This window comes from Kitasatospora sp. NPDC101235, assembly GCF_044767505.1.
In the GTDB taxonomy this organism is placed as follows: domain Bacteria; phylum Actinomycetota; class Actinomycetes; order Streptomycetales; family Streptomycetaceae; genus Kitasatospora.
In genome coordinates this window covers 174725-200384 of the sequence record NZ_JBIWNZ010000006.1, presented here as the reverse complement: position 1 = coordinate 200384, position 25660 = coordinate 174725, and the positions used below count along the sequence as shown (strand labels likewise).

Annotated in this window: 21 protein-coding genes and 1 pseudogene; 14 read left to right on the top strand and 8 right to left on the bottom strand. The window is 71.1% G+C overall.

From position 1 onward, the window contains the following. Positions 1-140 precede the first annotated feature (140 nt). The 11 genes from uvrA to ACIRRH_RS12945 all read left to right on the top strand — a co-directional run bounded on the left by uvrA (position 141) and on the right by ACIRRH_RS12945 (position 13170). A complete protein-coding gene (uvrA, locus tag ACIRRH_RS12995; protein ID WP_403065997.1) occupies positions 141-3053 on the top strand; it encodes an excinuclease ABC subunit UvrA in 2913 nt (970 codons plus the stop codon). Positions 3054-3171: 118 nt separating this feature from the next. Beyond that, complete coding sequence (locus tag ACIRRH_RS12990; RefSeq protein WP_403065994.1) at positions 3172-3603, top strand: Rieske (2Fe-2S) protein; 432 nt, start codon at positions 3172-3174, stop codon at positions 3601-3603. Positions 3604-3687: 84 nt separating this feature from the next. Beyond that, on the top strand, positions 3688-5727 hold the full coding sequence (gene uvrC, locus ACIRRH_RS12985; RefSeq protein WP_403065991.1) for an excinuclease ABC subunit UvrC: 2040 nt from the start codon (positions 3688-3690) through the stop codon (positions 5725-5727). Between the two features lie 118 nt (positions 5728-5845). Continuing rightward, entirely contained in the window at positions 5846-6730 is an 885-nt protein-coding gene (gene rapZ / locus ACIRRH_RS12980) for an RNase adapter RapZ (RefSeq protein WP_308020136.1), read from the top strand. A 63-nt stretch (positions 6731-6793) separates the two neighbouring features. Further along, positions 6794-7891 (top strand): uridine diphosphate-N-acetylglucosamine-binding protein YvcK, encoded by a 1098-nt coding sequence (yvcK, locus tag ACIRRH_RS12975; RefSeq protein WP_403066271.1) that lies wholly within the window; start codon positions 6794-6796, stop codon positions 7889-7891. Next, positions 7882-8862 (top strand): DNA-binding protein WhiA, encoded by a 981-nt coding sequence (whiA, locus tag ACIRRH_RS12970; RefSeq protein WP_224275316.1) that lies wholly within the window; start codon positions 7882-7884, stop codon positions 8860-8862. Before yvcK ends, whiA begins: the two co-directional genes overlap by 10 nt. Before the next feature lie 325 nt (positions 8863-9187). Then, positions 9188-10195 (top strand): type I glyceraldehyde-3-phosphate dehydrogenase, encoded by a 1008-nt coding sequence (gene gap / locus ACIRRH_RS12965; protein WP_403065986.1) that lies wholly within the window; start codon positions 9188-9190, stop codon positions 10193-10195. Between the two features lie 154 nt (positions 10196-10349). Next, positions 10350-11561, top strand: coding sequence for a phosphoglycerate kinase (locus ACIRRH_RS12960; protein ID WP_224275310.1), 1212 nt, complete (start codon positions 10350-10352; stop codon positions 11559-11561). 6 nt (positions 11562-11567) lie between these two features. Further along, positions 11568-12353, top strand: coding sequence for a triose-phosphate isomerase (gene tpiA / locus ACIRRH_RS12955; RefSeq protein ID WP_403065983.1), 786 nt, complete (start codon positions 11568-11570; stop codon positions 12351-12353). An 87-nt stretch (positions 12354-12440) separates the two neighbouring features. After that, positions 12441-12677: a preprotein translocase subunit SecG gene (gene secG / locus ACIRRH_RS12950; RefSeq protein WP_403065980.1), complete on the top strand. Its 237-nt coding sequence runs from the start codon at positions 12441-12443 to the stop codon at positions 12675-12677. Between the two features lie 205 nt (positions 12678-12882). After that, positions 12883-13170 (top strand): RNA polymerase-binding protein RbpA, encoded by a 288-nt coding sequence (locus tag ACIRRH_RS12945; protein ID WP_223245297.1) that lies wholly within the window; start codon positions 12883-12885, stop codon positions 13168-13170. 65 nt (positions 13171-13235) lie between these two features. Here the strand turns inward: ACIRRH_RS12945 and pgl are convergent, their stop codons facing one another. From pgl to tkt, 5 genes are all read right to left on the bottom strand, one after another. After that, positions 13236-14024 (bottom strand): 6-phosphogluconolactonase, encoded by a 789-nt coding sequence (gene pgl, locus ACIRRH_RS12940; protein WP_403065977.1) that lies wholly within the window; start codon positions 14022-14024, stop codon positions 13236-13238. Next, positions 14021-15121 (bottom strand): glucose-6-phosphate dehydrogenase assembly protein OpcA, encoded by a 1101-nt coding sequence (gene opcA / locus ACIRRH_RS12935; RefSeq protein WP_403065974.1) that lies wholly within the window; start codon positions 15119-15121, stop codon positions 14021-14023. Before opcA ends, pgl begins: the two co-directional genes overlap by 4 nt. Beyond that, positions 15118-16674: a glucose-6-phosphate dehydrogenase gene (gene zwf, locus ACIRRH_RS12930; RefSeq protein ID WP_403066269.1), complete on the bottom strand. Its 1557-nt coding sequence runs from the start codon at positions 16672-16674 to the stop codon at positions 15118-15120. Before zwf ends, opcA begins: the two co-directional genes overlap by 4 nt. A 61-nt stretch (positions 16675-16735) precedes the next feature. Continuing rightward, on the bottom strand, positions 16736-17878 hold the full coding sequence (tal, locus tag ACIRRH_RS12925) for a transaldolase (protein WP_403065971.1): 1143 nt from the start codon (positions 17876-17878) through the stop codon (positions 16736-16738). Positions 17879-17967: 89 nt separating this feature from the next. Next, positions 17968-20067 (bottom strand): transketolase, encoded by a 2100-nt coding sequence (gene tkt, locus ACIRRH_RS12920; RefSeq protein WP_403065968.1) that lies wholly within the window; start codon positions 20065-20067, stop codon positions 17968-17970. A 462-nt stretch (positions 20068-20529) separates the two neighbouring features. On the opposite strand from tkt, the gene ACIRRH_RS12915 reads away from it, so the two are divergent. After that, positions 20530-21477: a heme o synthase gene (locus ACIRRH_RS12915; RefSeq protein ID WP_403065965.1), complete on the top strand. Its 948-nt coding sequence runs from the start codon at positions 20530-20532 to the stop codon at positions 21475-21477. A gap of 58 nt (positions 21478-21535) precedes the next feature. Here the strand turns inward: ACIRRH_RS12915 and ACIRRH_RS12910 are convergent, their stop codons facing one another. Further along, entirely contained in the window at positions 21536-22177 is a 642-nt protein-coding gene (locus ACIRRH_RS12910; protein ID WP_403065962.1) for a DUF2461 domain-containing protein, read from the bottom strand. Positions 22178-22296: 119 nt separating this feature from the next. On the opposite strand from ACIRRH_RS12910, the gene ACIRRH_RS12905 reads away from it, so the two are divergent. Both ACIRRH_RS12905 and ACIRRH_RS12900 read left to right on the top strand, forming a co-directional pair. After that, positions 22297-22632 carry a hypothetical protein gene (locus ACIRRH_RS12905; protein ID WP_403065959.1) on the top strand — a complete coding sequence of 112 codons (336 nt, stop codon included), beginning with the start codon at positions 22297-22299 and terminating at the stop codon, positions 22630-22632. A 143-nt stretch (positions 22633-22775) separates the two neighbouring features. Further along, a pseudogene (locus ACIRRH_RS12900) lies at positions 22776-23351 on the top strand (UDP-N-acetylglucosamine--N-acetylmuramyl-(pentapeptide) pyrophosphoryl-undecaprenol N-acetylglucosamine transferase); the annotation flags it as partial. Between the two features lie 141 nt (positions 23352-23492). Here the strand turns inward: ACIRRH_RS12900 and ACIRRH_RS12895 are convergent. Next, positions 23493-24635, bottom strand: coding sequence for a DegT/DnrJ/EryC1/StrS family aminotransferase (locus ACIRRH_RS12895; protein ID WP_403065956.1), 1143 nt, complete (start codon positions 24633-24635; stop codon positions 23493-23495). A 17-nt stretch (positions 24636-24652) separates the two neighbouring features. Further along, complete coding sequence (locus ACIRRH_RS12890) at positions 24653-25651, bottom strand: ATP-grasp domain-containing protein (protein ID WP_403065953.1); 999 nt, start codon at positions 25649-25651, stop codon at positions 24653-24655. Between the last annotated feature and the right edge of the window lie 9 nt (positions 25652-25660).

The window sequence follows — 25660 nt, the reverse complement described above, 5'->3', positions numbered from 1 at the left end:
TGGCCTTCACTCGTTCGGGTGGCCTCCACTGGACAGAGTCGATATTCGAACGCCTGAGCTATAGGCTGGCTGCCGCATCCTGGAAGAAGTACCGAAACTCACCGCAAGCCGTCTCGCCCCGGAGAAAGGCGCCAGAAGCAGTGGCCGACCGCCTCATCGTCCGCGGTGCTCGCGAGCACAACCTCAAGAACGTCTCGCTCGACCTGCCCCGCGACTCCCTCATCGTCTTCACGGGCCTCTCCGGCTCCGGCAAGTCCTCGCTCGCCTTCGACACGATCTTCGCCGAGGGCCAGCGCCGCTACGTCGAGTCGCTGTCCTCCTACGCCCGTCAGTTCCTCGGGCAGATGGACAAGCCCGACGTGGACTTCATCGAAGGCCTCTCCCCGGCCGTCTCGATCGACCAGAAGTCCACCAACCGCAACCCCCGTTCGACCGTCGGCACCATCACCGAGGTCTACGACTACCTGCGCCTGCTGTTCGCCCGGATCGGCAAGCCGCACTGTCCGCACTGCGGCCGCCCCATCGCCAAGCAGTCGCCGCAGGCGATCGTGGACAAGGTGCTGGAGCTCACCGAGGGCACCCGCTTCCAGGTGCTGAGCCCGGTGGTGCGCGAGCGCAAGGGCGAGTTCGTCGACCTCTTCGCCGACCTCCAGTCCAAGGGCTACTCCCGCGCCCGCGTCGACGGTGAGACGATCCAGCTCGCCGAGCCGCCGAAGCTCAAGAAGCAGGAGAAGCACACCATCGAGGTGGTGATCGACCGCCTGACCGTCAAGGACAGCGCCAAGCGGCGGCTCACCGACTCGGTGGAGACGGCCCTGCGGCTGTCCGGCGGCATGGTCGTGCTCGACTTCGTCGACCTCCCCGAGGACGACCCGGAGCGCGAGCGGATGTACTCCGAGCACCTCTACTGCCCGTACGACGACGTGTCGTTCGAGGAGCTGGAGCCGCGCTCGTTCTCCTTCAACTCGCCGTTCGGCGCCTGCCCGGACTGCTCGGGCCTGGGCAACCGGATGGAGGTCGACCCGGAGCTGGTCGTGCCGGACGTCGAGCGCTCGCTGGACGAGGGTGCGATCCACCCGTGGTCGGCCGGGCACGCCAAGGAGTACTTCCAGCGCCTGATCGACGCGCTGGCCGAGGAGCTCGGCTTCCGCACCGACATCCCCTGGGCCGGGCTGCCCGCCCGCGCCAAGAAGGCGCTGCTGTACGGGCACAAGCACCAGGTGCAGGTCCGCTACCGCAACCGCTTCGGCCGGGAGCGTTCGTACAGCACCGGCTTCGAGGGCGCGATCCCGTTCATCCAGCGCCGGCACACCGAGGCGGAGAGCGACAGCAGCCGCGAGCGCTTCGAGGGCTACATGCGCGAGGTGCCCTGCCCGACCTGCCAGGGCACCCGGCTCAAGCCGGTGGTGCTCGCGGTCACCGTCGAGGGCAGGTCGATCGCCGAGGTCTCCTCGATGTCGATCAGCGACTGCTCCGAGTTCCTGGGCGCGATGAAGCTCAATGCCCGGGACAAGCAGATCGCCGAGCGGGTCCTGAAGGAGGTCAACGAGCGGCTGCGCTTCCTGGTCGACGTCGGCCTGGACTACCTCTCGCTCGACCGCGCGGCCGGCACCCTGTCCGGCGGCGAGGCCCAGCGCATCCGGCTGGCCACCCAGATCGGCTCCGGCCTGGTCGGCGTGCTGTACGTGCTGGACGAGCCGTCCATCGGCCTGCACCAGCGGGACAACCACCGGCTGATCGAGACGCTGGTGCGGCTGCGCGACATCGGCAACACCCTGATCGTGGTCGAGCACGACGAGGACACCATCAAGACCGCGGACTGGGTGGTCGACATCGGCCCGGGCGCCGGCGAGCACGGCGGCAAGGTGGTGCACTCCGGCTCGCTGAAGCAGCTGCTCGGCAACAAGGAGTCGCTGACCGGCCAGTACCTCTCCGGCAAGCGGTCCATCCCGATCCCGGACGCCCGCCGCGACCGGGACAAGAAGCGCCAGCTGACGGTGCACGGCGCCCGCGAGCACAACCTCAAGGACGTCACCGTCGGCTTCCCGCTCGGTACCCTCACCGCGATCACCGGTGTCTCCGGCTCCGGCAAGTCGACGCTGGTCAACGACATCCTCTACACCCACCTCGCCCGGGAGCTGAACGGCGCCCGCAGCGTGCCCGGCCGGCACACCCGGATCACCGGCACCGACCTGGTGGACAAGGTGGTGCACGTCGACCAGTCGCCGATCGGCCGCACCCCGAGGTCCAACCCGGCCACCTACACCGGGGTGTTCGACCACGTCCGCCGGCTCTTCGCGGAGACGCAGGAGGCCAAGGTCCGCGGCTACCTGCCCGGCCGGTTCTCCTTCAACGTCAAGGGCGGCCGCTGCGAGAACTGCACCGGCGACGGCACCATCAAGATCGAGATGAACTTCCTTCCGGACGTCTACGTGCCGTGCGAGGTCTGCCACGGCGCCCGGTACAACCGGGAGACGCTGGAGGTGCACTACAAGGGCAAGTCCATCGCCGAGGTGCTGGACATGCCGATCGAGGAGGCGCTGGGCTTCTTCGAGGCCGTCCCGGCGATCGCCCGGCACCTGCGGACGCTCAACGACGTCGGCCTCGGCTACGTCCGGCTCGGCCAGTCCGCGCCGACGCTCTCCGGCGGTGAGGCGCAGCGCGTCAAGCTCGCCTCGGAGCTCCAGAAGCGCTCCACCGGGCGGACGGTCTACGTGCTGGACGAGCCCACCACCGGCTTGCACTTCGAGGACATCAGCAAGCTGATCAAGGTGCTCAGCGGGCTGGTGGACAAGGGCAACACGGTGATCGTCATCGAGCACAACCTCGATGTGATCAAGACCGCCGACTGGGTCGTCGACATGGGCCCCGAGGGCGGCTCCGGCGGCGGCACGGTGGTCGCCGAGGGCACCCCGGAGCAGATCGCCGCCGTCCCGGAGAGCCACACCGGCAAGTTCCTGCGGGACATCCTGCCGGCCGACTTCGCGGACGCCCCGGTCGCCGCCCCGGCGAAGAGGGCGCCGCGCAAGCGCGCGGTCGCAGCGAAGAAGTAGACCCGTCCACCCACCGGCCGCTCCCGCCGCTCCCGTTGTCCGGGCAGTCAGGGAGCGGCCGGTGGGTGCGGCATAGACTTCCGTGGTCCCTCGCAGCAGCAACCGTAGGAGCACACCGATGTCCGAGGCCCCCGAGACCAACCCCACCGCCTCCCGCCGCACCCTGCTCTGCGGGGCCGCGGCCGTCCTGGCGGCCGGCGGCACCGTGGCGGTCACCGGATGCAGCTCCTCCTCCGGCAGCGGCGCCCCCAAGGGCCCGGTCGACCTCGGCCCGGCCTCGGCCGTGCCGGAGGGCGGCGGCAAGGTCTTCCGCGAGCAGAAGATCGTGGTGACCCAGCCCACCGCCGGCCAGTACAAGGCGTTCAGCGCCAAGTGCACCCACGCCGGCTGCATCGTGGACCAGGTGAAGAAGGACCAGATCCAGTGCCCCTGCCACGGCAGCCGGTTCGCCATCACCGACGGCGCCGTGCAGGACGGACCGGCCTCCTCCCCGCTGCCCTCCTACACCGTCACGGTCGAGGGCGGCAACCTCAAGGTGACCCCGAGCTGACCCAGTTGAGCGCCTCACGACCGCCACGGTCCCCCCTGACGATCTCCGCCCCGCGGCCCCGGCCCCACTCGGTACGGTGGACCCATGGCTGACCCGAGCACCTACCGCCCCGCGCCCGGTGCGATCCCGACCTCCCCCGGCGTCTACAAGTTCCGCGACGCCCACGGCCGGGTCATCTACGTCGGCAAGGCCAAGAGCCTGCGGCCGCGCCTGTCGTCCTACTTCCAGGACCTGGCCGGCCTGCACCCGCGCACCGCGACCATGGTCACCACCGCCGCCTCGGTGGAGTGGACCGTGGTCGGCACCGAGGTCGAGGCGCTCCAGCTGGAGTACTCCTGGATCAAGGAGTTCGACCCGCGGTTCAACGTCAAGTACCGCGACGACAAGAGCTATCCGGAACTCGCCGTCACCCTCAACGAGGAGTACCCGCGGGTCCAGGTGATGCGCGGGGCGCACAAGAAGGGCGTGCGCTACTTCGGTCCGTACGGGCACGCCTGGGCGATCCGCGAGACGGTCGACCTGCTGCTGCGCGTCTTCCCCGTCCGCACCTGCTCCAACGGCGTCTTCAAGCGCGCCCGCCAGGTCGGCCGGCCCTGCCTGCTCGGCTACATCGGCAAGTGCGCCGCGCCCTGCGTCGGCAAGGTCTCGGCGGACGAACACCGAGCGCTGGCCGAGGACTTCTGCGACTTCATGGCCGGGCGCACCGGCAACTACCTGCGCCGGCTGGAAGACCAGATGCAGGAGGCCGCCGCCGAGCTGGAGTACGAGAAGGCGGCCCGGCTGCGGGACGACATCGGCGCCCTCAAGCGCGCGATGGAGAAGAACGCCGTCGTGCTCGCCGACGCGACCGACGCCGACCTGCTGGCCGTCGCCGAGGACGAGCTCGAAGCCGCCGTGCAGATCTTCCACGTCCGCGGCGGCCGGGTGCGCGGCCAGCGCGGCTGGGTCACCGACAAGGTCGAGGACGTCGACACCGCAGGCCTGGTCGAGCACGCCCTCCAACAGCTCTACGGCGGCGGCGAGTCCGTCCCGCGCGAGGTGCTCGTCCCCGCCCTGCCCGACCCGGTGGAGCCGGTCCGCGTGTGGCTGAGCGGCCTGCGCGGCAGCCAGGTCGACCTGCGCATCCCCCAGCGCGGCGACAAGAAGGACCTGATGGCCACCGTGCAGCGCAACGCCCAGCAGGCGCTCGCACTGCACAAGACCAAGCGCGCCTCCGACCTCACCACCCGCAGCCGCGCCCTCCAGGAGATCGCCGACGCGCTGGAGCTGGACTCCGTCCCGCTGCGCATCGAGTGCTACGACATCTCCCACCTCCAGGGCGAGGACGTGGTCGCCTCCATGGTCGTCTTCGAGGACGGCCTGGCCCGCAAGAGCGAGTACCGGCGCTTCCAGATCAGGGGCTTCGAGGGCCAGGACGACGTCCGCTCGATGCACGAGGTGATCAGCCGGCGCTTCCGCCGCTACCTCCAGGAGCGCGAGCAGACCGGCGAGTGGGCCGTCCCCGAGGAGGACGACCCCGACACCGCCACCGGCGGCGCGCGGGACGAGGACGGCCGCCCCAAGCGCTTCGCCTACCCGCCCCAGCTGCTGGTCGTCGACGGCGGCCAGCCGCAGGTCGCCGCCGCCAGGCGCGCCCTGGACGAGCTCGGCATCGACGACGTCGCGCTGTGCGGCCTGGCCAAGCGCCTGGAGGAGGTCTGGCTGCCCGGCGAGGACGACCCGGTGGTGCTGCCCCGCTCCAGCGAGGGCCTCTACCTGCTCCAGCGGGTCCGCGACGAGGCGCACCGCTTCGCGATCAGCTATCAGCGCAACAAGCGTTCCAAGCGACTCACCGCCGGGGAACTGGACTCCGTCCCGGGCCTCGGCGAGACTCGCCGCCGGGCGCTGCTCAAGCACTTCGGCTCGCTGAAGAAGCTCCGGGCCGCCACCGTGGACGAGCTCTGCGAGGTACCCGGCATCGGACGCCGCACCGCGCAGACTGTTGCGGAGGCGTTGTCGTCCCGTACACCCGCCGCACCCGCGGTCAACACCGCGACCGGCGAGATCATCGAGGACGGGGCCGAGCAGGCCGCCGAGCCGGTGGCAGCAGCACCCCAGACCGCACCATCCCAGGAGACGCCATGACGGCCGACGCCGCCCGTCAGCCGGTGTGCCCCGGCCCCGCCCGCCTGCCCGGGCCGGGAAAGGGCGGCCGAGCCGTGCGCGTTCTCCCCTTCAGAAAGACCGAGAGCGGGGAACCGAAGTGACCGTGTCAGACGTGGGCGAGAACGCGCCGGAGCTGGTGATCATCTCCGGCATGTCCGGAGCCGGCCGCTCCACCGCGGCCAAGTGCCTGGAGGACCTCGGCTGGTTCGTGGTGGACAACCTGCCGCCGGCCCTGATCCCGACCATGGTCGACCTGGGCGCCCGCTCCCAGGGCAACGTCGCCCGGATCGGCGTGGTCGTGGACGTCCGCGGCCGGCAGTTCTTCGACGACCTGCTCACCTCGCTGGACGAGCTGGAGAAGCGCGGCGTCCGGCTCCGGGTCGTCTTCCTGGACTCCTCCGACGAGGCGCTGGTGCGCCGCTTCGAGAGCGTCCGCCGCCCGCACCCGCTGCAGGCCGACGGCCGGATCGTGGACGGCATCGCCCGGGAGCGCGACCTGCTGCGCGACCTGCGCGGCGAGGCCGACCTGGTGATCGACACCTCCAACCTCAACGTGCACCAGCTGCGCGCCAAGCTGGACGCCCAGTTCGCCGACCACGACGAGCCCGAGCTGCGCGCGACCGTGATGTCCTTCGGCTTCAAGTACGGCCTGCCGGTCGACGCCGACCTCGTGGTGGACTGTCGCTTCCTGCCCAACCCGCACTGGGTGCCCGAACTGCGGGCCCGCACCGGCACCGACGCGGACGTCGCCGACTACGTCTTCCAGCAGCCCGGAGCCAACGAGTTCCTGGACGGCTACGCCCAGCTGCTGCGCATCATCACCGAGGGATACCGCCGCGAGGGGAAGCGTTACATGACGCTTGCCGTAGGCTGCACCGGTGGCAAGCACCGCAGCGTCGCCATGTCCGAGCGTCTGACCAAGCGTCTCATCGCCGACGGAGTCGAGACGGTGCTCGTCCACCGTGACATGGGACGGGAGTAACCGCCGCCTTCCTGCCGGGCCCGCCGGCGGAGCGGTTGGCGGGCCGAGGAACGCGAGGTGATTGTGGCGGGATACGTGCCCGGGCGGCAGCCGCAGAGCAGGACCGGTGACCGGGCGGGCAGCCCGGCCCGGCCCACGGCGCCGGGCCGCCCGCGCAGCAGTCCCTCCCGCGCCAAGCCGGCCCCCAGGATCACCGCGCTCGGCGGCGGGCAGGGCCTGTCCGCCTCGCTGTCCGCGCTGCGCCGGCTCACCAGTGACCTCACGGCCGTGGTGACCGTCGCCGACGACGGCGGCTCCAGCGGGCGGCTGCGCGAGGAACTGGGGGTGCTGCCCCCGGGCGACCTGCGCAAGGCGCTGGCCGCGCTGTGCGGGGACGACGACTGGGGCCGCACCTGGTCCGAGGTGATCCAGCAGCGCTTCACCGGCAACGGCGAGCTCGGCGGCCACGCGGTCGGCAACCTGCTGATCGTCGCGCTCTGGGAGAAGCTGGGCGACCCGGTGACGGCGCTGGACTGGGTCGGCCGGCTGCTCAACGTGCAGGGCCGGGTGCTGCCGATGTCGGCGGTGCCGCTGGACATCGAGGCGACCGTCCGCGGCCACGACCCGGAGCGCCCCGGCGAGGTCACCGCGGTCCGCGGCCAGGCCGACGTCGCGGTGACCCCGGGCACCGTCCAGTCGATCCGGCTGCTGCCGGACGGGCCGCCCGCCGTCCCGGAGGCGGTCACCGCCGTCCGGGAGGCGGACTGGGTGGTGCTCGGCCCCGGCTCCTGGTTCACCAGCGTGCTGCCGCACCTGCTGGTGCCCGAGCTGGCCGCGGCGCTCACCGAGACCCGCGCCCGCCGTCTGCTCACCCTGAACCTGGCCCCCCAGCCCGGGGAGACCGAGGGCTTCACCCCGCAGCGTCACCTGGAGGTCATCGCCGACCACGCTCCGGACCTCGCGGTGGATGCGATCCTGGTGGACGAGCGCGCCGTGACCGGCGGGGCCTTCGGCCAGGCCGACCTGGACGGCCTGGAGAAGGCCGCCGAACGGATGGGGGCCGCTCTGGTGCTCGGCTCGGTGGCCCGCACCGACGGGACGCCGCGACACGACCCCGAGCTGTTGGCGGCAGCGTACGACCGGATTTTCCGGACACATGGAAGGATCGGGCCATGGCGATGACTCCAGCGGTGAAGGACGAGATCAGCCGGCTCCCGGTCACCCGGGCCTGCTGTCGCAAGGCGGAGGTGTCGGCGATCCTGCGGTTCGCGGGCGGGCTGCACATCGTGAGCGGCCGCATCGTGATCGAGGCGGAGCTGGACACCGGGGCGGCGGCACGGCGGCTGCGCAAGGACCTGCTGGAGATCTTCGGGCACTCCTCGGACCTCGTGGTGATGGCCCCCGGCGGGCTGCGCCGCGGCAGCCGCTTCGTGGTCCGGGTGGTCAAGGACGGCGAACTGCTCGCGCGCCAGACCGGGCTCGTCGACGGCCGCGGCCGCCCGATCCGGGGCCTGCCACCGGCGGTCGTCTCCGGTGCCACCTGCGACGCCGAGGCGGCCTGGCGCGGGGCCTTCCTGGCGCACGGCTCGCTCACCGAGCCGGGCCGTTCCTCCTCGCTGGAGATCACCTGCCCCGGCTCCGAGGCCGCCCTCGCCCTGGTCGGCGCCGCCCGCCGGCTCGGCATCCCGGCCAAGGCCCGCGAGGTGCGCGGCGTGGACCGGGTGGTGATCCGCGACGGCGACGCGATCGGCGCCCTGCTGACCCGGCTCGGCGCGCACGAGTCGGTGCTCGCCTGGGAGGAGCGCCGGATGCGGCGCGAGGTGCGCGCCACCGCCAACCGGCTGGCCAACTTCGACGACGCCAACCTGCGCCGCTCGGCCCGCGCCGCGGTGGCGGCCGGCGCCCGGGTGGCCCGCGCGCTGGAGATCCTCGGCGACGAGGTGCCCGAGCACCTGGCCGCGGCGGGCCAGCTGCGGATGCAGCACAAGCAGGCCTCGCTGGAGGAGCTGGGCGCGCTCGCAGACCCGCCGCTGACCAAGGACGCGGTGGCCGGCCGGATCCGCCGCCTGCTGGCGATGGCCGACAAGCGCGCCTCCGAGCTCGGCCTGCCGAGCACCGAGGCCAGCATCACCGACGAGATGGTGCTGAACTGACGTTCACGGTCCGTGACCGAAACGCGGCCGGTGTCCGGATTTCCGGGCACCGGCCGTCGGCGTTTCCCGGCGGTCTCCCGGACGGTCCTCCGGACCCGCCTGCGCCCCCGAATTGGTAGAGACCACTGGCCCGGGACCAACTGCCCGGCGGACCAAGGCCGGACGGCCTGAAATCGGGTTTCGGCCGCGCCACGCCCAGTCTCGGCAGGCGGCGCGATGTGCCCTCCCAGGCCCGGGAGGGGTAGGGTCATAGGCGGTCGGGGACTTCCCAAATCTCACCCCCGTCGGGGCCCTGCCCCGGCGTACCTAACGAGGAGATCGGTTCGTGACGATCCGGGTAGGCATCAACGGCTTCGGCCGCATCGGCCGCAACTTCTTCCGCGCGGTCAAGGCTCAGGGCGCGGACATCGAGATCGTCGGTGTCAACGACCTCACCGACACGAAGACCCTGGCTCACCTGCTCAAGTACGACACCACCCTGGGCACCTTCCCGGGCGAGGTCTCGCACACCGAGGACAGCATCACCGTCGACGGCCACACCTTCAAGGTGACCGCCGAGCGTGACCCCGCGAACCTCCCGTGGGCCGCCCTGGGCGCCGACATCGTCGTCGAGTCCACCGGCATCTTCACCAAGGCCGAGGCCGCGAAGAAGCACCTCACCGCCGGCGCGAAGAAGGTCATCATCTCGGCGCCCGCCAGTGACGAGGACGTCACCATCGTGCTGGGCGTCAACGACGACAAGTACGACGCCGCCAAGCACGACATCATCTCCAACGCCTCCTGCACCACCAACTGCGTGGCGCCGATGGCCAAGGTGCTGCACGAGAGCTTCGGCATCGTCAAGGGTCTGATGACCACCGTCCACGCGTTCACCAACGACCAGGTGACCCTGGACTTCCCGCACAAGGACCTGCGCCGCGCCCGCGCCGCGTCGCAGAACATCATCCCGACCTCGACCGGTGCCGCCAAGGCGACCGCCCTGGTCCTGCCGGAGCTGAAGGGCAAGCTGGACGGCACCTCGCTGCGCGTCCCGGTCCCGACCGGTTCCATCACGGACCTGGTCGTCACCCTGGAGCGCGAGGTCACCAAGGACGAGGTCAACGCGGCCTTCCAGAAGGCCGCCCAGGAGGGCCCGCTCAAGGGCATCCTGGCCTACACCGAGGACCCGATCGTCTCCTCGGACATCGTCAACGACCCGGCCTCCTGCATCTTCGACTCCAGCCTCACCATGGTCCAGGGCAACCAGGTCAAGGTGCTCGGCTGGTACGACAACGAGTGGGGCTACTCGAACCGCCTCGTCAACCTGACCGCCCTCGTCGGCGGGCAGCTCTGACCTTGCGGGAGCTGACGTGATGTAGGGGCGAGGGCCCGGTCGGCGTACGGTGCCGACCGGGCCCTCGTTCCGCGCTCAAGGACTTCTCAGGCGGCCCCTGCGCCGTGCCGCCTCACTGCGCATCAACCATCTCCCCAGGAGAAACCGAATCCCCGTGAAGACCATCGAAGAGCTCATCGAAGCCGGTGTCGAAGGCAAGCGCGTCTTCGTACGCGCCGACCTGAACGTGCCGCTGGACGGCGTCACGATCACCGACGACGGCCGGATCCGCGCCGTCGCGCCGACCATCGCCAAGCTGGCCGCGGCCGGCGCGAAGGTCGTCGTGGCCTCGCACCTCGGCCGTCCCAAGGGCGCGCCGGACCCGAAGTTCTCGCTCGCCCCGGCGGCCGAGCGCCTCGGCGAGATCCTCGGCCGGGCCGTCGCCTTCGCCACCGACACCGTCGGCGACAGTGCCGAGGCCGTCGTGGCCGGGCTGGGCGACGGCGAGGTCGCGCTGCTGGAGAACCTGCGCTTCAACGCCGGCGAGACCAGCAAGGACGACGCCGAGCGCAAGGCCTTCGCCGAGCAGCTGGCCGCGCTGGCCGACCTGTACGTGGGCGACGGCTTCGGCGCCGTGCACCGCAAGCACGCGTCGGTCTTCGACCTGCCGGCCCTGCTGCCGCACGCTGCGGGCGACCTGATCGCCACCGAGGTCGGCGTGCTGAAGAGGCTCACCGAGGACGTCGCCCGCCCGTACGTGGTGGTGCTCGGCGGTGCCAAGGTCTCCGACAAGCTCGGCGTGATCGACAACCTGCTGAAGAAGGCCGACCGGATCCTGATCGGCGGCGGCATGGCGTACACCTTCCTCAAGGCCAAGGGCCACGAGGTCGGCATCTCGCTGCTGCAGGAGGACCAGATCCCGACCGTGCTCGGCTACCTGGCCGAGGCCGAGCAGCGCGGCGTCGAGTTCGTGCTGCCGGTGGACGTCCTGGTCTCCGCCGACTTCCCGGACCTCAAGACCAAGGCTCCGGCGAACCCCTCGACCGTCGCCGCGGACGCCATCCCGGCCGACCAGGAGGGCCTGGACATCGGCCCGAAGACCCGTGAGCTGTACGCGGCCAAGCTGGCCGACGCGGGCACGGTGTTCTGGAACGGCCCGATGGGCGTCTTCGAGCACCCGGACTACGCGAACGGCACCAAGGCCGTCGCCCAGGCCCTGCTCGACAGCAACGCGTTCACCGTGGTCGGCGGCGGCGACTCCGCCGCGGCCGTCCGCATCCTGGGCTTCGACGAGAACGCCTTCGGACACATCTCGACCGGCGGCGGCGCCAGCCTCGAGTACCTGGAGGGCAAGACCCTCCCCGGTCTCGCCGCTCTGGAGGACTGAAAGCACATGACCGACCGTCTCCCGCTGATGGCGGGCAACTGGAAGATGAACCTCAACCACCTTGAGGCCATCCAGCACACCCAGAAGCTGGCCTTCGCGCTGGCCGACAAGGACTACGCGGCCGTCGAGGTCGCCGTCCTGGTGCCGTTCACCGACCTGCGCTCGGTGCAGACCCTGGTCGACGGCGACAAGCTGAAGATCAAGTACGGCTCGCAGGACATCTCGCAGCACGACGGCGGGGCCTACACCGGTGAGATCTCCGGCCCGATGCTGGCCAAGCTCAAGTGCACCTACGCGGTGATCGGCCACTCCGAGCGCCGCCAGTACCACGGCGAGAACGAGGAGATCGTCAACGCCAAGGTGAAGGCCGCCTACCGCGCCGGGATCACCCCGATCCTGTGCGTCGGCGAGCCGCTGGAGATCCGCAAGGCCGGCACCCACGTCGAGTACACCCTGGCCCAGCTGGACGGCGGCCTGGCCGACGTCCCGGCCCACCAGGCCGAGTCGATCGTGATCGCCTACGAGCCGGTCTGGGCGATCGGCACCGGCGAGGTGGCCACCCCGGAGGACGCCCAGGAGGTCTGCGCCGCCATCCGCGCGCGGATCGCCGAGCTGTACGACGCCGAGCTGGCCGGCAAGGTCCGGGTGCTGTACGGCGGTTCGGTGAAGTCGTCGAGCGCGGCCGGTCTGATGGCCAAGCCGGACATCGACGGCGGCCTGGTCGGCGGTGCCTCGCTGGACGCCGACGAGTTCGTCAAGATCGTGCGCTACCGTGAGCAGGCAGTAGGCTAACGCCGCCGCAGCAACGTAGGCTTTGGGGCCGGACCGCCGTAAGCGGCCCGGCCCCTTCGCCGAAGATACGAGAGAGTTGGTCCCGTCGTGGTTCTCGGGTTCTCGATTGCCCTGATCATCTTCAGTCTGCTGATGATCCTGCTGGTGCTGCTGCACAAGGGGAAGGGCGGCGGCCTGTCCGACATGTTCGGCGGTGGCGCGATGTCCACCGGCGGCGGCTCGGCGGTGGCCGAGCGCAACCTGGACCGCATCACGATCGTGGTCGGCCTGGGCTGGTTCGCGTGCATCGTGGTCCTCGGCCTGGTGCTGAAGTACCAGAGCTGACGTATCCCTGACGCCCCGTCGCCCGAACGCCTATCCTGGGACGGTCGGGTGCGGAGGCGATGGTGGCGGATGCTTAGCTCCTGCTTACACTAGGACGACTTTCGCCACCGACGCGCACCGCGGCGGGTCGGCGCACCAGTACGCAGGGAGTCAGACCGTGGCAAGTGGCAATGCCATCCGTGGCAGCAGGGTCGGGGCCGGCCCGATGGGCGAGGCGGAGCGCGGCGAGTCCGCCCCGCGCAACCGGATCTCCTTCTGGTGCGCGAACAAGCACGAGACCCGTCCCAGCTTCGCCGCCGAGGCGGCGATCCCGGAGACGTGGGACTGCCCGCGTTGCGGCTTCCCGGCCGGGCAGGACCAGCACAACCCGCCGGCGCCCTCGCGCAACGAGCCGTACAAGACCCACCTCGCCTACGTCCGCGAGCGGCGCACCGACGCCGACGGCGAGGCGATCCTGGCCGAGGCGCTGGCGAAGCTCCGCGGCGAGATCTGAGCAGAACGGCACGAAGGGCGCCACCGTCGAGTGACGGTGGCGCCCTTCGGCGTTGCCGGGGCCGCTTACGCGGAGGCCGGCGGGTAGAGCTGCGGCGGGATCCGCTCCGCGGCGGCGCGGTCCAGCAGCATCAGGGTGCGGCTGCGGCCGTACGCGCCGGAGGCGGGCGCCTGGATCTCGCCGGGGCCGGACAGGGCCAGCGCGACCGCGCCCGCCTTGTCCTCGCCGGCGGCCAGCAGCCAGACCTCGCGGGCCTCCCGGATCGCCGGGAGGGTGAGCGAGATCCGGGTCGGCGGGGGCTTGGGGGCCCCGCGCACGCCGATCACGGTCAGCTCGGTCTCCCGCACGCCAGGGTGCTCGGGGAAGAGCGAGGCGATGTGGGTGTCCGGGCCGACGCCGAGCAGCAGCACGTCGAAGGCGGGGACGCCGAGCCGGTCGCCCGGCCCGGCGGCCTTCGCCAGTTCCTGCGCGTAGCGGGCGGCGGCTGCCTCCACGTCCGAGCCGTCCACCCCGTCCGAGGCGGGCATCTCGTGCACCCGCGCCGGGTCGAGCGGGACGGCGTCCAGCAGCTCGGCGCGGGCCTGGACCGCGTTGCGGTCCGGGTCGGCGGCGGGCAGGAAGCGCTCGTCGCCCCACCAGAGGTCCAGCCGGCCCCAGTCGACCGCGTCGCGCGCCGGGGAGGCGGCGATCGCGGCGAGCAGGGCGTTGCCGTTGCGACCGCCGGTGAGCACCACCGAGGCACTGCCGCGGGCGGCCTGGGCGTCCACGATCCGGGTGATCAGCCGGGCCGCGGCCGCCTGGGCCATCAGCTCCTTGTCCCGGTGGACGACCAGCTGCGGGGTCGCGTTGGTCATGCGCCTTCCTTGGTGGTGCGCTTGCCGGCGGCCTTCCTGGCGGGCTTCTTCTCCGACGATTCGGCGGTCACCCGCTCGGGGTTGGCCACGGCGGCCTCGGCGGCCTCCTCGACGGCCTCCTCGGCGACCTCCCGGGCGACCTTCTCGGCCGCCGCGGTCTCGGCGTTGGCCGGCTCGTGCAGCTGGTCGACGGGCGTGCGCACGGCCGTCGCGTAGATGTCGTCCGGGTCCAGGCGACGCAGTTCCTCGGCGATCAGCTCCGAGGTCTCGCGCCGCTTGAGCGCCACCTGGCGGTCCGGCGAGCCGGGCATGGACAGCGTGCCCATCAGGCCGTCCGGGCGGTCCAGGGTGATGTCCCCGTCCTTGGTGCGCAGGTGCACCGCGGTGATGCCGGGGCCGCCGGTGACGACCCGCTCGACCGGCACCTGCAGCCGGTTGGTCAGCCAGAGGCCGAGCAGCTCGACGCTGGGGTTGTAGGACTCGCCCTCGACCACCGCGGAGACGATGGTGGACGGCCGCTGGTCCAGTGCGGCGGCCAGCATCGAGCGCCAGCCGGTGATCCGGGTCCAGGCCAGGTCGGTGTCGCCCGGGGCGTAGCTCTGCGAGCGCTGGGCGAGCTGGCCGACCGGGGACTCGGCGGTGACGGCGTCGGTGATCCGGCGCTGGGCGAGCGAGCCCAGCGGGTCCTGTGCCGGGTGCAGCGGCGCGTTGTCCGGCCACCAGACGACGGTCGGGGCGTCCGGCAGCAGCAGCGGAAGGACCACCGACTGGGCGTGCGCGGCGAGTTCGCCGTGCATCCGCAGGACGGCCGTTTCGCCGGAGCCGGCGTCCGAGCCGACCAGGATCTCGGCGTCCAGCCGGGTCTCGGCGCGGGCCCGGGGCGAGCGCCCGGCGCGCTTGATGACCGCGAGGGTACGCATCGGGTGCTCACGGGAGGCGTCGTTGGCGGCCTTGAGGGCGTCGTAGGCGCTGCCCTCGTCGGTCACGATCACCAGGGTGAGCACCATGCCGGCGGCGGTGGAGCCGCTGGCCCGGCGCGCCTCCATCAGCGCGGCGTTGATCTTGCTGGACGTCGTTTTGGTGAGGTCGATCTTCATGGCCGGCGCCAGCTCCTGCCGTCTCGTGCGAGCATCTCGTCCGCCTCGACGGGGCCCCAGGTCCCCGCCGCGTACTGGGCGGGCTTGCCGTGGGCGTCCCAGTACTTCTCGATCGGGTCGAGGATCTGCCAGGAGAGCTCGACCTCCTGGTGGCGCGGGAACAGGTTGGCGTCACCGAGCAGCACGTCGAGGATGAGCCGCTCGTACGCCTCCGGGCTCGACTCGGTGAAGGACTCGCCGTAGGCGAAGTCCATCGTGACGTCCCGGACCTCGAAGGAGGTGCCCGGCACCTTGGAGCCGAACCGCACCGTCACGCCCTCGTCCGGCTGGACCCGGATGACCAGGGCGTTCTGCCCCAGCTCCTCGGTCGCGTAGGAGTCGAAGGGCAGGTACGGGGCGCGCTGGAAGACGACCGCGATCTCGGTGACCCGGCGGCCCAGACGCTTGCCGGTGCGCAGGTAGAACGGGACGCCCGCCCAGCGGCGGTTGTTGATCTCCAGCTTGATGGCCGCGTAGGTGTCGGTCTTGGAGTCGGGGTCGATCCCGTCCTCGTCCAGGTACCCGAGGACCTCCTCGCCGCCCTGCCAACCGGAGGCGTACTGGCCGCGCACGGTGTGCCGGCCGAGGTCGGCCGGGAGCTTGACGGCGCTGAGCACCTTGAGCTTCTCGGCCACCAGCGCCTTCGGGTGGAAGGAGGCGGGCTCCTCGATGGCGGTGAGCGCCATCAGCTGGAGCAGGTGGTTCTGGATCACGTCACGGGCGGAGCCGATGCCGTCGTAGTAGCCGGCCCGGCCGCCGATGCCGATGTCCTCGGCCATGGTGATCTGCACGTGGTCGACGTACGACCGGTTCCAGATCGGCTCGAACATCTGGTTGGCGAAGCGCAGCGCCAGGATGTTCTGGACCGTCTCCTTGCCCAGGTAGTGGTCGATCCGGAAGACCTCGTCCCGGGGGAAGACCTCGTGGACGACCTTGTTGAGCTCCTGCGCGCTCTCCAGGTCGTGGCCGAAGGGCTTCTCGATGACCGCGCGGCGCCAGGAGCCCTGGGGCGGGTCGGCCAGGCCGTGCTTCTTGAGCTGCTGGACGACGGTCGGGAAGAACTTCGGCGGGACGGACAGGTAGAAGGCGAAGTTGCCGCTCGTGCCCTGGGCCTTGTCCAGCTCCTCGATGGTCTCGCGCAGCTTGTCGAAGGCCTCGTCGTCGTCGAACGTTCCGTGGACGAACCGCATGCCCTTGGCGAGCTGCTGCCAGACCTCCTCCCGGAACGGGGTGCGGGCGTGGTCCCGGACGGCGTCGTGGACCTCCTTGGCGAAGTCCTCGTCGTCCCACTCACGGCGGGCGAAGCCGACGAGGGAGAAGCCCGGCGGAAGCAGACCGCGGTTGGCCAGGTCGTAGATGGCCGGCATCAGCTTCTTGCGGGACAGGTCGCCGGTGACCCCGAAGATGACCAGGCCGGACGGCCCCGCGATGCGCGGGAGCCGTCGGTCGGAGGGGTCGCGAAGCGGGTTGGCAGGGGAGGGCGGGAGATCGCCCGCGTCCGATTCTGGAGTCAACTCGGGGAAATCAGTGCTCACTTGATGGGCTCCGCTTTCGTGCACTGGCTGTGAGCAGGGGTCACTTCTCGTCGGCGAAGGAGGCGAGCGAGGCGGTGACGGTGTCGAGCAGCTCCTTCCAGGACTGCTCGAACTTCTCGACGCCCTCGTCCTCCAGGAGCTGGACGACGTCGTCGTAGTCCACGCCGGCGGCGGCGATCGCGTCCAGCACGGCCTTGGCGTCGGCGTAGTTGGGGACGATGGTGTTGCCGGTGACCCGGCCGTGGTCGGCGGTGGCGTCCAGGGTGGCCTCGGGCATCGTGTTCACGGTGCCGGGGGCGACCAGCTCGGTGACGTACAGGGTGTCCGGCAGGGCCGGGTCCTTGACGCCGGTGGAGGCCCACAGCGGGCGCTGCGGCTTGGCGCCGGCGGCCTCCAGGGCGGCCCAGCGGGCGTTGCCGGCGGTCTTGCCGTCGACGCTGCCGAAGACCTCCTCGTACGCCTGGTAGGCGAGGCGGGCGTTGGCCAGCGCGGCCTTGGAGCGCAGGTCCTTGGCGTCGCCGCCGATCTTGTCCAGGCGCTTGTCGATCTCGGTGTCCACGCGGGAGACGAAGAAGGAGGCGACCGACTCGATCTGGGAGAGGTCAAGGCCCTTGGCCTTGGCGGCCTCCAGGCCGGTCAGGTAGGCGTCGATGACGGCCTTGTAGCGCTCCAGCGAGAAGATCAGCGTGACGTTGACGCTGATGCCCTTGCCGATGACCTCGCTGATCGCGGGCAGGCCGGCCTTGGTGGCGGGGATCTTGATGAAGACGTTCGGGCGGTCGACCAGCCACCACAGCTGCTTGGCCTCGGCCACGGTGGTGGCGGTCTCGTGGGCCAGACGCGGGTCGACCTCGATGGAGACCCGGCCGTCGCGGCCGTTGGAGGCGTCGTAGACCGGGCGCAGCACGTCGGCCGCGTCGCGCACGTCCGAGGTGGTGATCATGCGGATCGCCTCGTCGGTGGTGACCTTGCGGACGGCGAGGTCGCGCAGCTGGCCGTCGTAGGAGTCGTCGCCGGCGCCGGCGATGGCCTTCTGGAAGATGGTCGGGTTGGTGGTGACGCCCACCACGTGCTTGTTCTGCACCAGTTCGGCCAGGTTGCCGGAGTTCAGCCGCTTGCGGCTGAGGTCGTCCAGCCAGATCGCAACGCCTTCGTCGCTGAGGCGCTTCAGTGCGTCAGTCATGGTGCTTCAGTCCCTTGTTCTTCTGCTTCGTGGGGTAGTCAGAGGGGCCGGGGCGCCGATGTGCGGTCGGCGGCCCCGGCCGGGTGGCGCTAGCGGTTGACGGCCTCGAGGGAGCGCAGGGCGTTGTGGGCCTCGGCCACCACGCGCTCGGCGGTGATGCCGAACTCCTCGAAGAGCACCTTGTAGTCGGCGGAGGCGCCGAAGTGCTCCAGCGAGACGATCCGGCCGTGGTCGCCGACCAGCTCGCGCCAGCCCTGGGCGATGCCGGCCTCGACCGAGACCCGGGCCTTGACCGACGGCGGCAGCACGCTGTCGCGGTAGGCCTGGTCCTGCTCCTGGAACCACTCGAAGGACGGCACCGAGACCACGCGGGTGGCGATGCCCTCGGCCTCCAGCGCCTCGCGGGCCTTGACGGCCAGCTGGACCTCGGAGCCGGTGCCGAGCAGGATCAGCTGCGGGTCACCGGTGGAGGCCTCGGCCAGGATGTAGCCGCCCTTCGCGGTGCCCTCGGCGGAGCCGAAGACCTCGCGGTCGAAGGTCGGGACGCCCTGGCGGGTCAGGGCCAGGCCGACCGGGCCGGGGTGGCTGGTCTGGCGCTCGATGATGGTGCGCCAGGCGACGGCGGTCTCGTTGGCGTCGGCCGGGCGGACCATGGACAGGCCCGGGATGGCGCGCAGCGAGGCCAGGTGCTCGACCGGCTGGTGCGTCGGGCCGTCCTCGCCGAGGCCGATCGAGTCGTGCGTCCAGACGTAGGTGACCGGCAGCTTCATCAGCGCGGCCAGGCGGACGGCCGGGCGCATGTAGTCGGCGAAGACCAGGAAGGTGCCGCCGTAGACACGGGTCTTCCCGTGTAGGGCGATGCCGTTCATGGTCGAGCCCATGGCGTGCTCGCGGATGCCGAAGTGGATCGTCCGGCCGTACGGGCCGGCGGACTTCAGCGGGTTGCCCTCGGGGAGGAAGGAGCTGTCCTCGTCGATGGTGGTGAGGTTGGACTCGGCGAGGTCGGCCGAGCCGCCCCACAGCTCCGGGATCACCGCGCCGATCGCCTTGAGGGTGTCGCCGGAGGCCTTGCGGGTGGCGACGTCCTTGCCGGCCGGGAAGGTGGGGACGGCCTTCTTCCAGCCCTCGGGCAGCTCGCCGGCCTCGATGCGGTCGAACTCGGCGGCGCGGTGCGGGTTGGCGGCGCGCCAGGCGTCGAAGGACTGCTGCCACTGGTCGCGGGCGGCCTTGCCGCGCTTGATGACCTGGCGGGCGTGCTCGATGACCTGGTCGCTGACCTCGAAGGTCTTCTCCGGGTCGAAGCCCAGGACCTTCTTGGTGGCGGCGATCTCGGCGGTGCCGAGCGCGGAGCCGTGCGCCTTGGCGGTGTTCTGGGCGTCCGGGGCCGGCCAGGCGATGATGGTGCGCATCGCGATGATCGACGGGCGGGAGGTCTCGGCCTTGGCCGCGGCCAGCGCCTCGGCGAGGGCGGCCACGTCGATGTCGCCGTTGGACTTCGGGGTCACCCGCTGGACGTGCCAGCCGTACGCCTCGTAGCGCTTGAGGACGTCCTCGGAGAAGGCGGTCTCGGTGTCGCCCTCGATGGAGATGTGGTTGTCGTCGTAGAGGGCGACCAGGTTGCCCAGCTTCTGGTGGCCGGCCAGCGACGAGGCCTCGGCGGAGATGCCCTCCTCCAGGTCGCCGTCGGAGACGATGGCCCAGATGGTGTGGTCGAAGGGGGACTCGCCGGCCGGGGCCTCCGGGTCGAACAGGCCGCGCTCGTAGCGGGTGGCCATCGCCATGCCGACCGCGTTGGCGATGCCCTGGCCGAGCGGACCGGTGGTGGTCTCCACGCCGGCGGTGTGGCCGTGCTCGGGGTGGCCGGGCGTGCGGCTGCCGGCGACGCGGAAGGCCTTGAGGTCGTCCAGCTCCAGGCCGTAGCCGGAGAAGTAGAGCTGGGTGTAGAGGGTCAGGCTGGTGTGCCCGGGGGAGAGGACGAATCGGTCGCGCCCGACCCAGGACGGGTCGGTCGGGTCGTGGCGCAGGAACCGCTGGAAGATCAGGTATGCGGCCGGGGCCAGCGACATGGCCGTCCCGGGGTGTCCGTTGCCGACCTTCTGGACGGCGTCCATGGCCAGGACGCGCGCAGTGTCAACCGTGCGCTCATCCAGATCGGTCCACTCGAATGCGTTCGTCGGCGCAGTGCTCACCCTGTCTCAGGGCTCCTTCCGTTGTGAAGAGTGACCCCGTGAATTGGGGACCGGGTCGGCCACGGCGCTGTGGTCCCGACGCTGGGTGGTGCCGGTCACGGAGGGTAGATCCCGCTTCTGCGTGCGAGCCTACCGTCCGGGCCGCGCCTCACCCTCCGTGCTGAGACAACCGGCAATTCCGCAGGGTGATTCCCACAAGGGCGGCCTGGGTGATTTGTCCCAGACTCTCCTGATTCGGGGCCGCGCGCAGCTCCGGTGGTCAGGACGGGCGAACGGACCCCGCCGGAGGCGTCCGAGGGCCCCACCGGGCGGTTCACCCGGGGGTGTGCGTTCCGCCTCGCCGGGGGACCCCGGGGCCGGATGCGATATATGGAACGTCTATGGTGTCGTGGTACGCGCAGAGCGGACTATTCGGGACCCTTCGTTCCCGTGGACGCCTGCGAAGATTCATCTTCAGTTGGGGTGTTAGTGACCGCCGTCGAAACCCGTCCCGCCGGGGTCACCGGGGCGACTCCTGCACACCGGCCGTTCGGGGCCCGTGTCGGCGCGTTCGTCGCACTGACCAAGCCGCGGATCATCGAGCTGTTGCTGATGAGCACCGTGCCGGTGATGTTCCTGGCCCAGCAGGGCGTGCCGGACATGCTGCTGGTGCTGAAGGTCGTCGTCGGCGGCTACCTCTCGGCGGGCGGCGCCAACGCCCTCAACATGTACATCGACCGGGACATCGACGCGGTGATGTCGCGCACCGAGCGGCGACCGATCGTCACCGGGATGGTGTCGCCGCGCGAGGCGCTGGTCTTCGGCATCGTGCTGGCGGTCGTCTCGACCCTGCTGCTGGGCTTCGGGGTCAACTGGCTGTCCGCCTGGCTGGCGCTGGGCGCGCTGCTGTTCTACGTGTTCGTCTACACGCTGGGGCTCAAGCGGCGCACCTCGCAGAACATCGTCTGGGGCGGCATCGCCGGCTGCATGCCGGTGCTGGTCGGCTGGTCCTCGGTGACCAACTCGGTGTCCTGGGCCGCGGTGATGCTGTTCCTGGTGGTGTTCTTCTGGACGCCGCCGCACACCTGGGTGCTGTCGATGAAGGTCCGCGACGACTACGAGCGGGCCGGTGTGCCGATGCTGCCGGTGATCAAGGGCAACGTGGCGGTCGGCAAGCAGGTCGTCGTCTACTCCTGGGTGATGGTGGCGGTCTCCCTGGCGCTCTGGCCGCTGGGGCACATGAGCTGGCTGTACCCGGTCGCCGCGGTGTTGCTGGGCGCGGCCTGGCTGCGCGAGGCGCACGCGCTGTACGCGCGGGCCAAGGCCGGGGTCGTGGGCGCGAAGCTCAAGGAGATGCGGCTGTTCCACTGGTCGATCACCTACCTGTCGCTGCTGATGGTGGTCTGCGCGATCGACCCGTTCGTGAAGTAGGGCTTGTTCGACGGCGAAGAGCCCCGGTCCTGGTGGACCGGGGCTCTTCGCGTTTCCGCTAGCGGGAGGGGAGTTCGGACGGGCCGACGTGGCCGTCCAGCCAGTCCCGCAGCGGCTGGGAGGCGTGCAGGAACCCGGTGATCCGGGTGTAGGCGGCGCGGGTGCCCAGCCACCCGGCCGGCTCCCATTCCTGCCAGGCCACCAGGCCCTTGTGGCGCAGCAGTCCGATCCTGGGGTGGTCCTTGGGGTAGCCGCGCGGGGCCGACGTGAGGGAGTCCCGGCCGGCCACCTGCGGGCCCTCCTGTTCCACCCGGGCGATCACCCGTTCCAGCTCGGCGCCGCTGACGTCCTCGGCGACGGCGGAGCGGTAGCGCTCCAGCTGGTCGGGGGCGAGCCGGTACATCCCGTTGCCGCAGGACAGGCCGTCGGCGGAGAGCTGGATGTAGCCGCCGGACTCCAGGTGGGCGCCGATGTGCGTCTTGTACGGGGACTTGTCGGCGCTGAAGCGGACGTCGCGGTTGGGGCGGAAGATCTTCCCCGGCCCGAACTCCGGCTCCAGGTCGGCGAGCAACTGCTCCATCGGGGCGCGTACGGCGTCGTCGTACTGGTCCTTGTGGGCCTGCCAGAAGGTCTTCGAGTTGTCGGCTTCGAGGTGCTCGTAGAAGTCCAGCGCCTCGGCCGGCCAGCCTTTGAAGGTCACGTCTTCAGTATGTTCCGGCGAGCAACCCAGGGCTTCAGGCCCAGGAGGAATTGACTATGTGGCCCGGTGCACAGGGTGCTCCCGTCGCCAGGGCGTCTACCGGTGGGTAGCATGCGGGCATGAGCAGCGCAGAGACCGCAACCGCCGCGCCGGACGCCCGTACCGAGCGCCGCGCCAAGCGCATCGCCAAGCACCTGACCAGCTTCGCCCAGCAGCACGGCGGCAACGCCGACGCGGTCGTCGAGTACGTCGGATCCGTGGCCACCCGGATCGTCGTGGTCGGCGCGGACGGCGCCTGGGGTGACCAGGTGGCCCCGAGCTACGCCGTCGGCCGCCGGGCCGCCGAGCTGGCCGGGCTGACCCTGCACGAGGACTTCGAGGGCGAGCTGGGCCTCAAGGTGAAGACCGGCGAGTACGAGTGGAAGCGGATGGCCGGCCTTCAGCTCGGCGGCTGAGGCCCTGGTTCCGCATACGGCGACGGCCCGGTCCCCCCGCACGGGAGCCCGGGCCTTCGCCGTCTGGAATGGCCTCTGGAGGCTGGTATGTTCCAGGCGTGAACCGTGACGTCAGTGCTCTCGTAGCTCGTCTTGGCCGGCCTCTGCGGCTGATCGTCACGGGCGGCGGGACTGGCGGCCATACCTACCCGGCCCTCACTGCGATCCGCGCCCTGCGCTCACGGCTGGCTGCGGCGGGCGGTGCCCTGGACGTGCTGTGGATCGGCACTGCCACTGGCCTTGAGGCCAAGGTGACCGCCGCCGAGAACATCCCGTTCAGGACCGTCGCCACCGGGAAGATCCGGCGCAGTGCCAACCCGCTCAAGTTGGTGTCGCCCGCCAACGTCAAGGACATGGGCCGCGTTCCCTTGGGCGTCGCGCAGGCCCGCTCTGCGGTCGCCGAGTTAGGCCCGGACGTGGTGCTCGGCACGGGTGGCTACGTCGCGGTGCCGGTCGGGATGGCCGCCCGGATGTGCCACCGGCCGTTGGTGGTCCATGAGCAGACCGTCCGGCTCGGTCTGGGCAACCGGGCCCTGGCCCGGATGGCGACGCGGGTCGCGGTCTCCTCCGAGTCGACGCTCCAGTTCCTGCCCGAGTCGGCCCGTGTCACGGCCGTGGTGACCGGCAATCCGGTACGCCCGGAGGTGCTGACCGGCCAAGGCGACAAGGCGATCCAGGCGCCTCGACCTTCTCCCCGCCGACGTGGGCGAGGACCGCGGCGGCGAGCGGCGAGCGGTTGTGGTTGCCCAGGCAGACCACCAGGATGCGGTGGCGCTTCGGGTGGCGGAACGTCGCGTTCATCTTCGGCTCCTTGATGTCGGTCACGCGGTGGCCTTGATCGCGTCGGCGAGCGCGGCGACCGTGTAGCGGACGCTGTCGTGGGTCATGGCAGGGTGGAACGGCAGGCCGAGGATCCGGCCGGCGACCTTTTCGGTGACCGGCAGGTCCCCGTGCCAGGCCGAGAACGCGGCCTGGGTGTGGTTGGGCGGGTAGTGCACGGCGACGCCGATGCCCTGCTCCCGCAGGTGGTGGAAAGCGTCGTCCCGGTGACGGTCGAGGAGCACCACGCAGTTGAACGGCACGGTGTTCGCCACGTCCACGTCGACCAGGTGGGCGCCGTCCAGGCCAGTCAGTTCGGCCTGGTAGGTGCGCCACAGGTGCTGGCGCACGGCGGCGGTCTGCGGGAAGTTCTTCAGCTGGGCGAGGCCGATGGCGGCGTTCAGCTGGGACATGTCGAAGCGCATCCCGGGGCCCTGGATCTCGTAGGAGGTCAGGCGGGCTCGGGCGTCCTTGGACTGGACGATGCCGAACAGGCGCAGGCTGCGCAGGGTGTCGGCTTCCTCGCGGGTGCGGGGGACGATCGTGCCGCCCTGGCCGGTGGTGAGGTTCTTGATCGGGTCGTGCGAGAAGCAGGTCAGCACGGCGGGGTCGGCGCCGACCATGGTTCCGTCCGGGTAGCGGGAGCCGAAGGCGTGGGCGGCGTCTTCGATGATCTGGATGCCCCGGCCGGCCAGGTGGTCGCGGATCGGGGTGAGGTTCACGGCCCGGCCGCCGTACAGCACGGGCATGACAGCCCGGGTGTTCGGGGTGAGGGCTTCCAGCACGGTGTCCGGGGTGACGGCCAGCGTGCGGGGGTCGATCTCGGCGAAGCGGGGTGCGGCGCCGGTCCAGGTGATGGCCTGGACGCTGGCGCAGAAGGTGAGGGAGGGGAGGACGACGTCGTCGCCGGGGCCGATGCCGATCGACCGCAGAGCGAGGTGGAGTGCCGTGGTGCCGGAGTTCACGGCGACGGTGTCGGTGACGCCGAGGAGGTCGGCGACGCCGGCCTCGAACTGGTCGGTGGCCGGGCCGTGGCCCCACTGGCCGCCGGGCAGGACGGCGGCCAGCGCGGCGGCTTCGGTGCCGTGCAGGAGCGGGGCGGCGTTGCGTTCGACGCCCGGGGGGCGCGTGGTGGTCGGGGTCAAGGCTGGGTGCTCCTTCGTCAGGGCGTGCCGGGGACGGCACGGGGCTCGGTGGACATCACGGCGACGTACTTGGTGAGGAAGGTGCCGCTGCGGTAGGTGAGCCGCCGGTGGTCGACGGGCTGCTGGAAGAGACCGTTCACGGCCTGGCGGACCAGGTCGGCTCCGGCTTCCTCGGAGAGGAGGAACCCGGCGGCGAACCGGGCGTTGATCTCGGTGATGACCACGCGCGGGTCGGCGCCTTCGGTGAGGAAGCCCTGGACGTCCACCGGGCCGACGGCCCGGATCGCCCGGATCGCCTCGGTGGCCCGCTTGGTGGCCTCCGGGTCGTCGATGGTGACGGCGACCATCGACATCCCGGCCTGGACCATCAGGCGTCGGCGCAGGATCGCGGAGGTGCGGCCGCCCCGGTCCGTCAGGCAGTCGGCGGTGAACTCGGTTCCCGTGACGCGCTGCTGGACGATCGGGGAGGGCACCAGTTCGCACAGCACGCGGGCGTGCTCGCGGGTGCGGCAGAAGTGCACGTTCTTGGCGCCCTGGCCTCGGCGCGGCTTGACGACCAGCTCGGTGTCCTCGGGGATCTGGTCGATCTGGTCGGGCAGCCACGTCTTCGGGGTGGGCACCCTCGCGGCGAACATCGCCTGGTGGAACTCCCACTTGTCGCCCGCGGTGGTGACGGCGGCCATGTCCGGCAGCCAGGTCCGCACGCCGGCGCGCTCCAGGTGCCCGCGCAGGTGGACCAGCTGCGGCAGCTCGTTCTCCACGCAGCACATCAGGGCGTCCGGTTTGAGGTCGTGCACCAGCTCCATCAGGTCAGCGGCGTACAGCGGGCTGTCGGCGCGGGCGATGGTGCGAGCGGTGATGCCGGGGGCAAGCAGGCCAGGCGCGAGGGGATTGGAGTCCGTGCCGATGACCTCGTGGCCAAGCTTGAGGAGGGTGAGCGCCAGGTCGAGGCCGGGGGCTCCGCCGACGCCGGTCACCAGGATGCGACGGGGCTCCTCCGTGCTGGGGGTCTCCACGTTCCGGCC

What these genes read in the sequence shown, in the direction of transcription:
- opcA (WP_403065974.1), bottom strand. Translation starts at nt 15,121, where the DNA reads ATGAAGATCGACCTCACCAAAACGACGTCCAGCAAGATCAACGCCGCG.
- tpiA (WP_403065983.1), top strand. Translation starts at nt 11,568, where the DNA reads ATGACCGACCGTCTCCCGCTGATGGCGGGCAACTGGAAGATGAACCTC.
- pgl (WP_403065977.1), bottom strand. Translation starts at nt 14,024, where the DNA reads ATGACCAACGCGACCCCGCAGCTGGTCGTCCACCGGGACAAGGAGCTG.
- ACIRRH_RS12990 (WP_403065994.1), top strand. Translation starts at nt 3,172, where the DNA reads ATGTCCGAGGCCCCCGAGACCAACCCCACCGCCTCCCGCCGCACCCTG.
- ACIRRH_RS12905 (WP_403065959.1), top strand. Translation starts at nt 22,297, where the DNA reads ATGAGCAGCGCAGAGACCGCAACCGCCGCGCCGGACGCCCGTACCGAG.
- whiA (WP_224275316.1), top strand. Translation starts at nt 7,882, where the DNA reads ATGGCGATGACTCCAGCGGTGAAGGACGAGATCAGCCGGCTCCCGGTC.
- tal (WP_403065971.1), bottom strand. Translation starts at nt 17,878, where the DNA reads ATGACTGACGCACTGAAGCGCCTCAGCGACGAAGGCGTTGCGATCTGG.
- ACIRRH_RS12945 (WP_223245297.1), top strand. Translation starts at nt 12,883, where the DNA reads ATGGGCGAGGCGGAGCGCGGCGAGTCCGCCCCGCGCAACCGGATCTCC.
- uvrC (WP_403065991.1), top strand. Translation starts at nt 3,688, where the DNA reads ATGGCTGACCCGAGCACCTACCGCCCCGCGCCCGGTGCGATCCCGACC.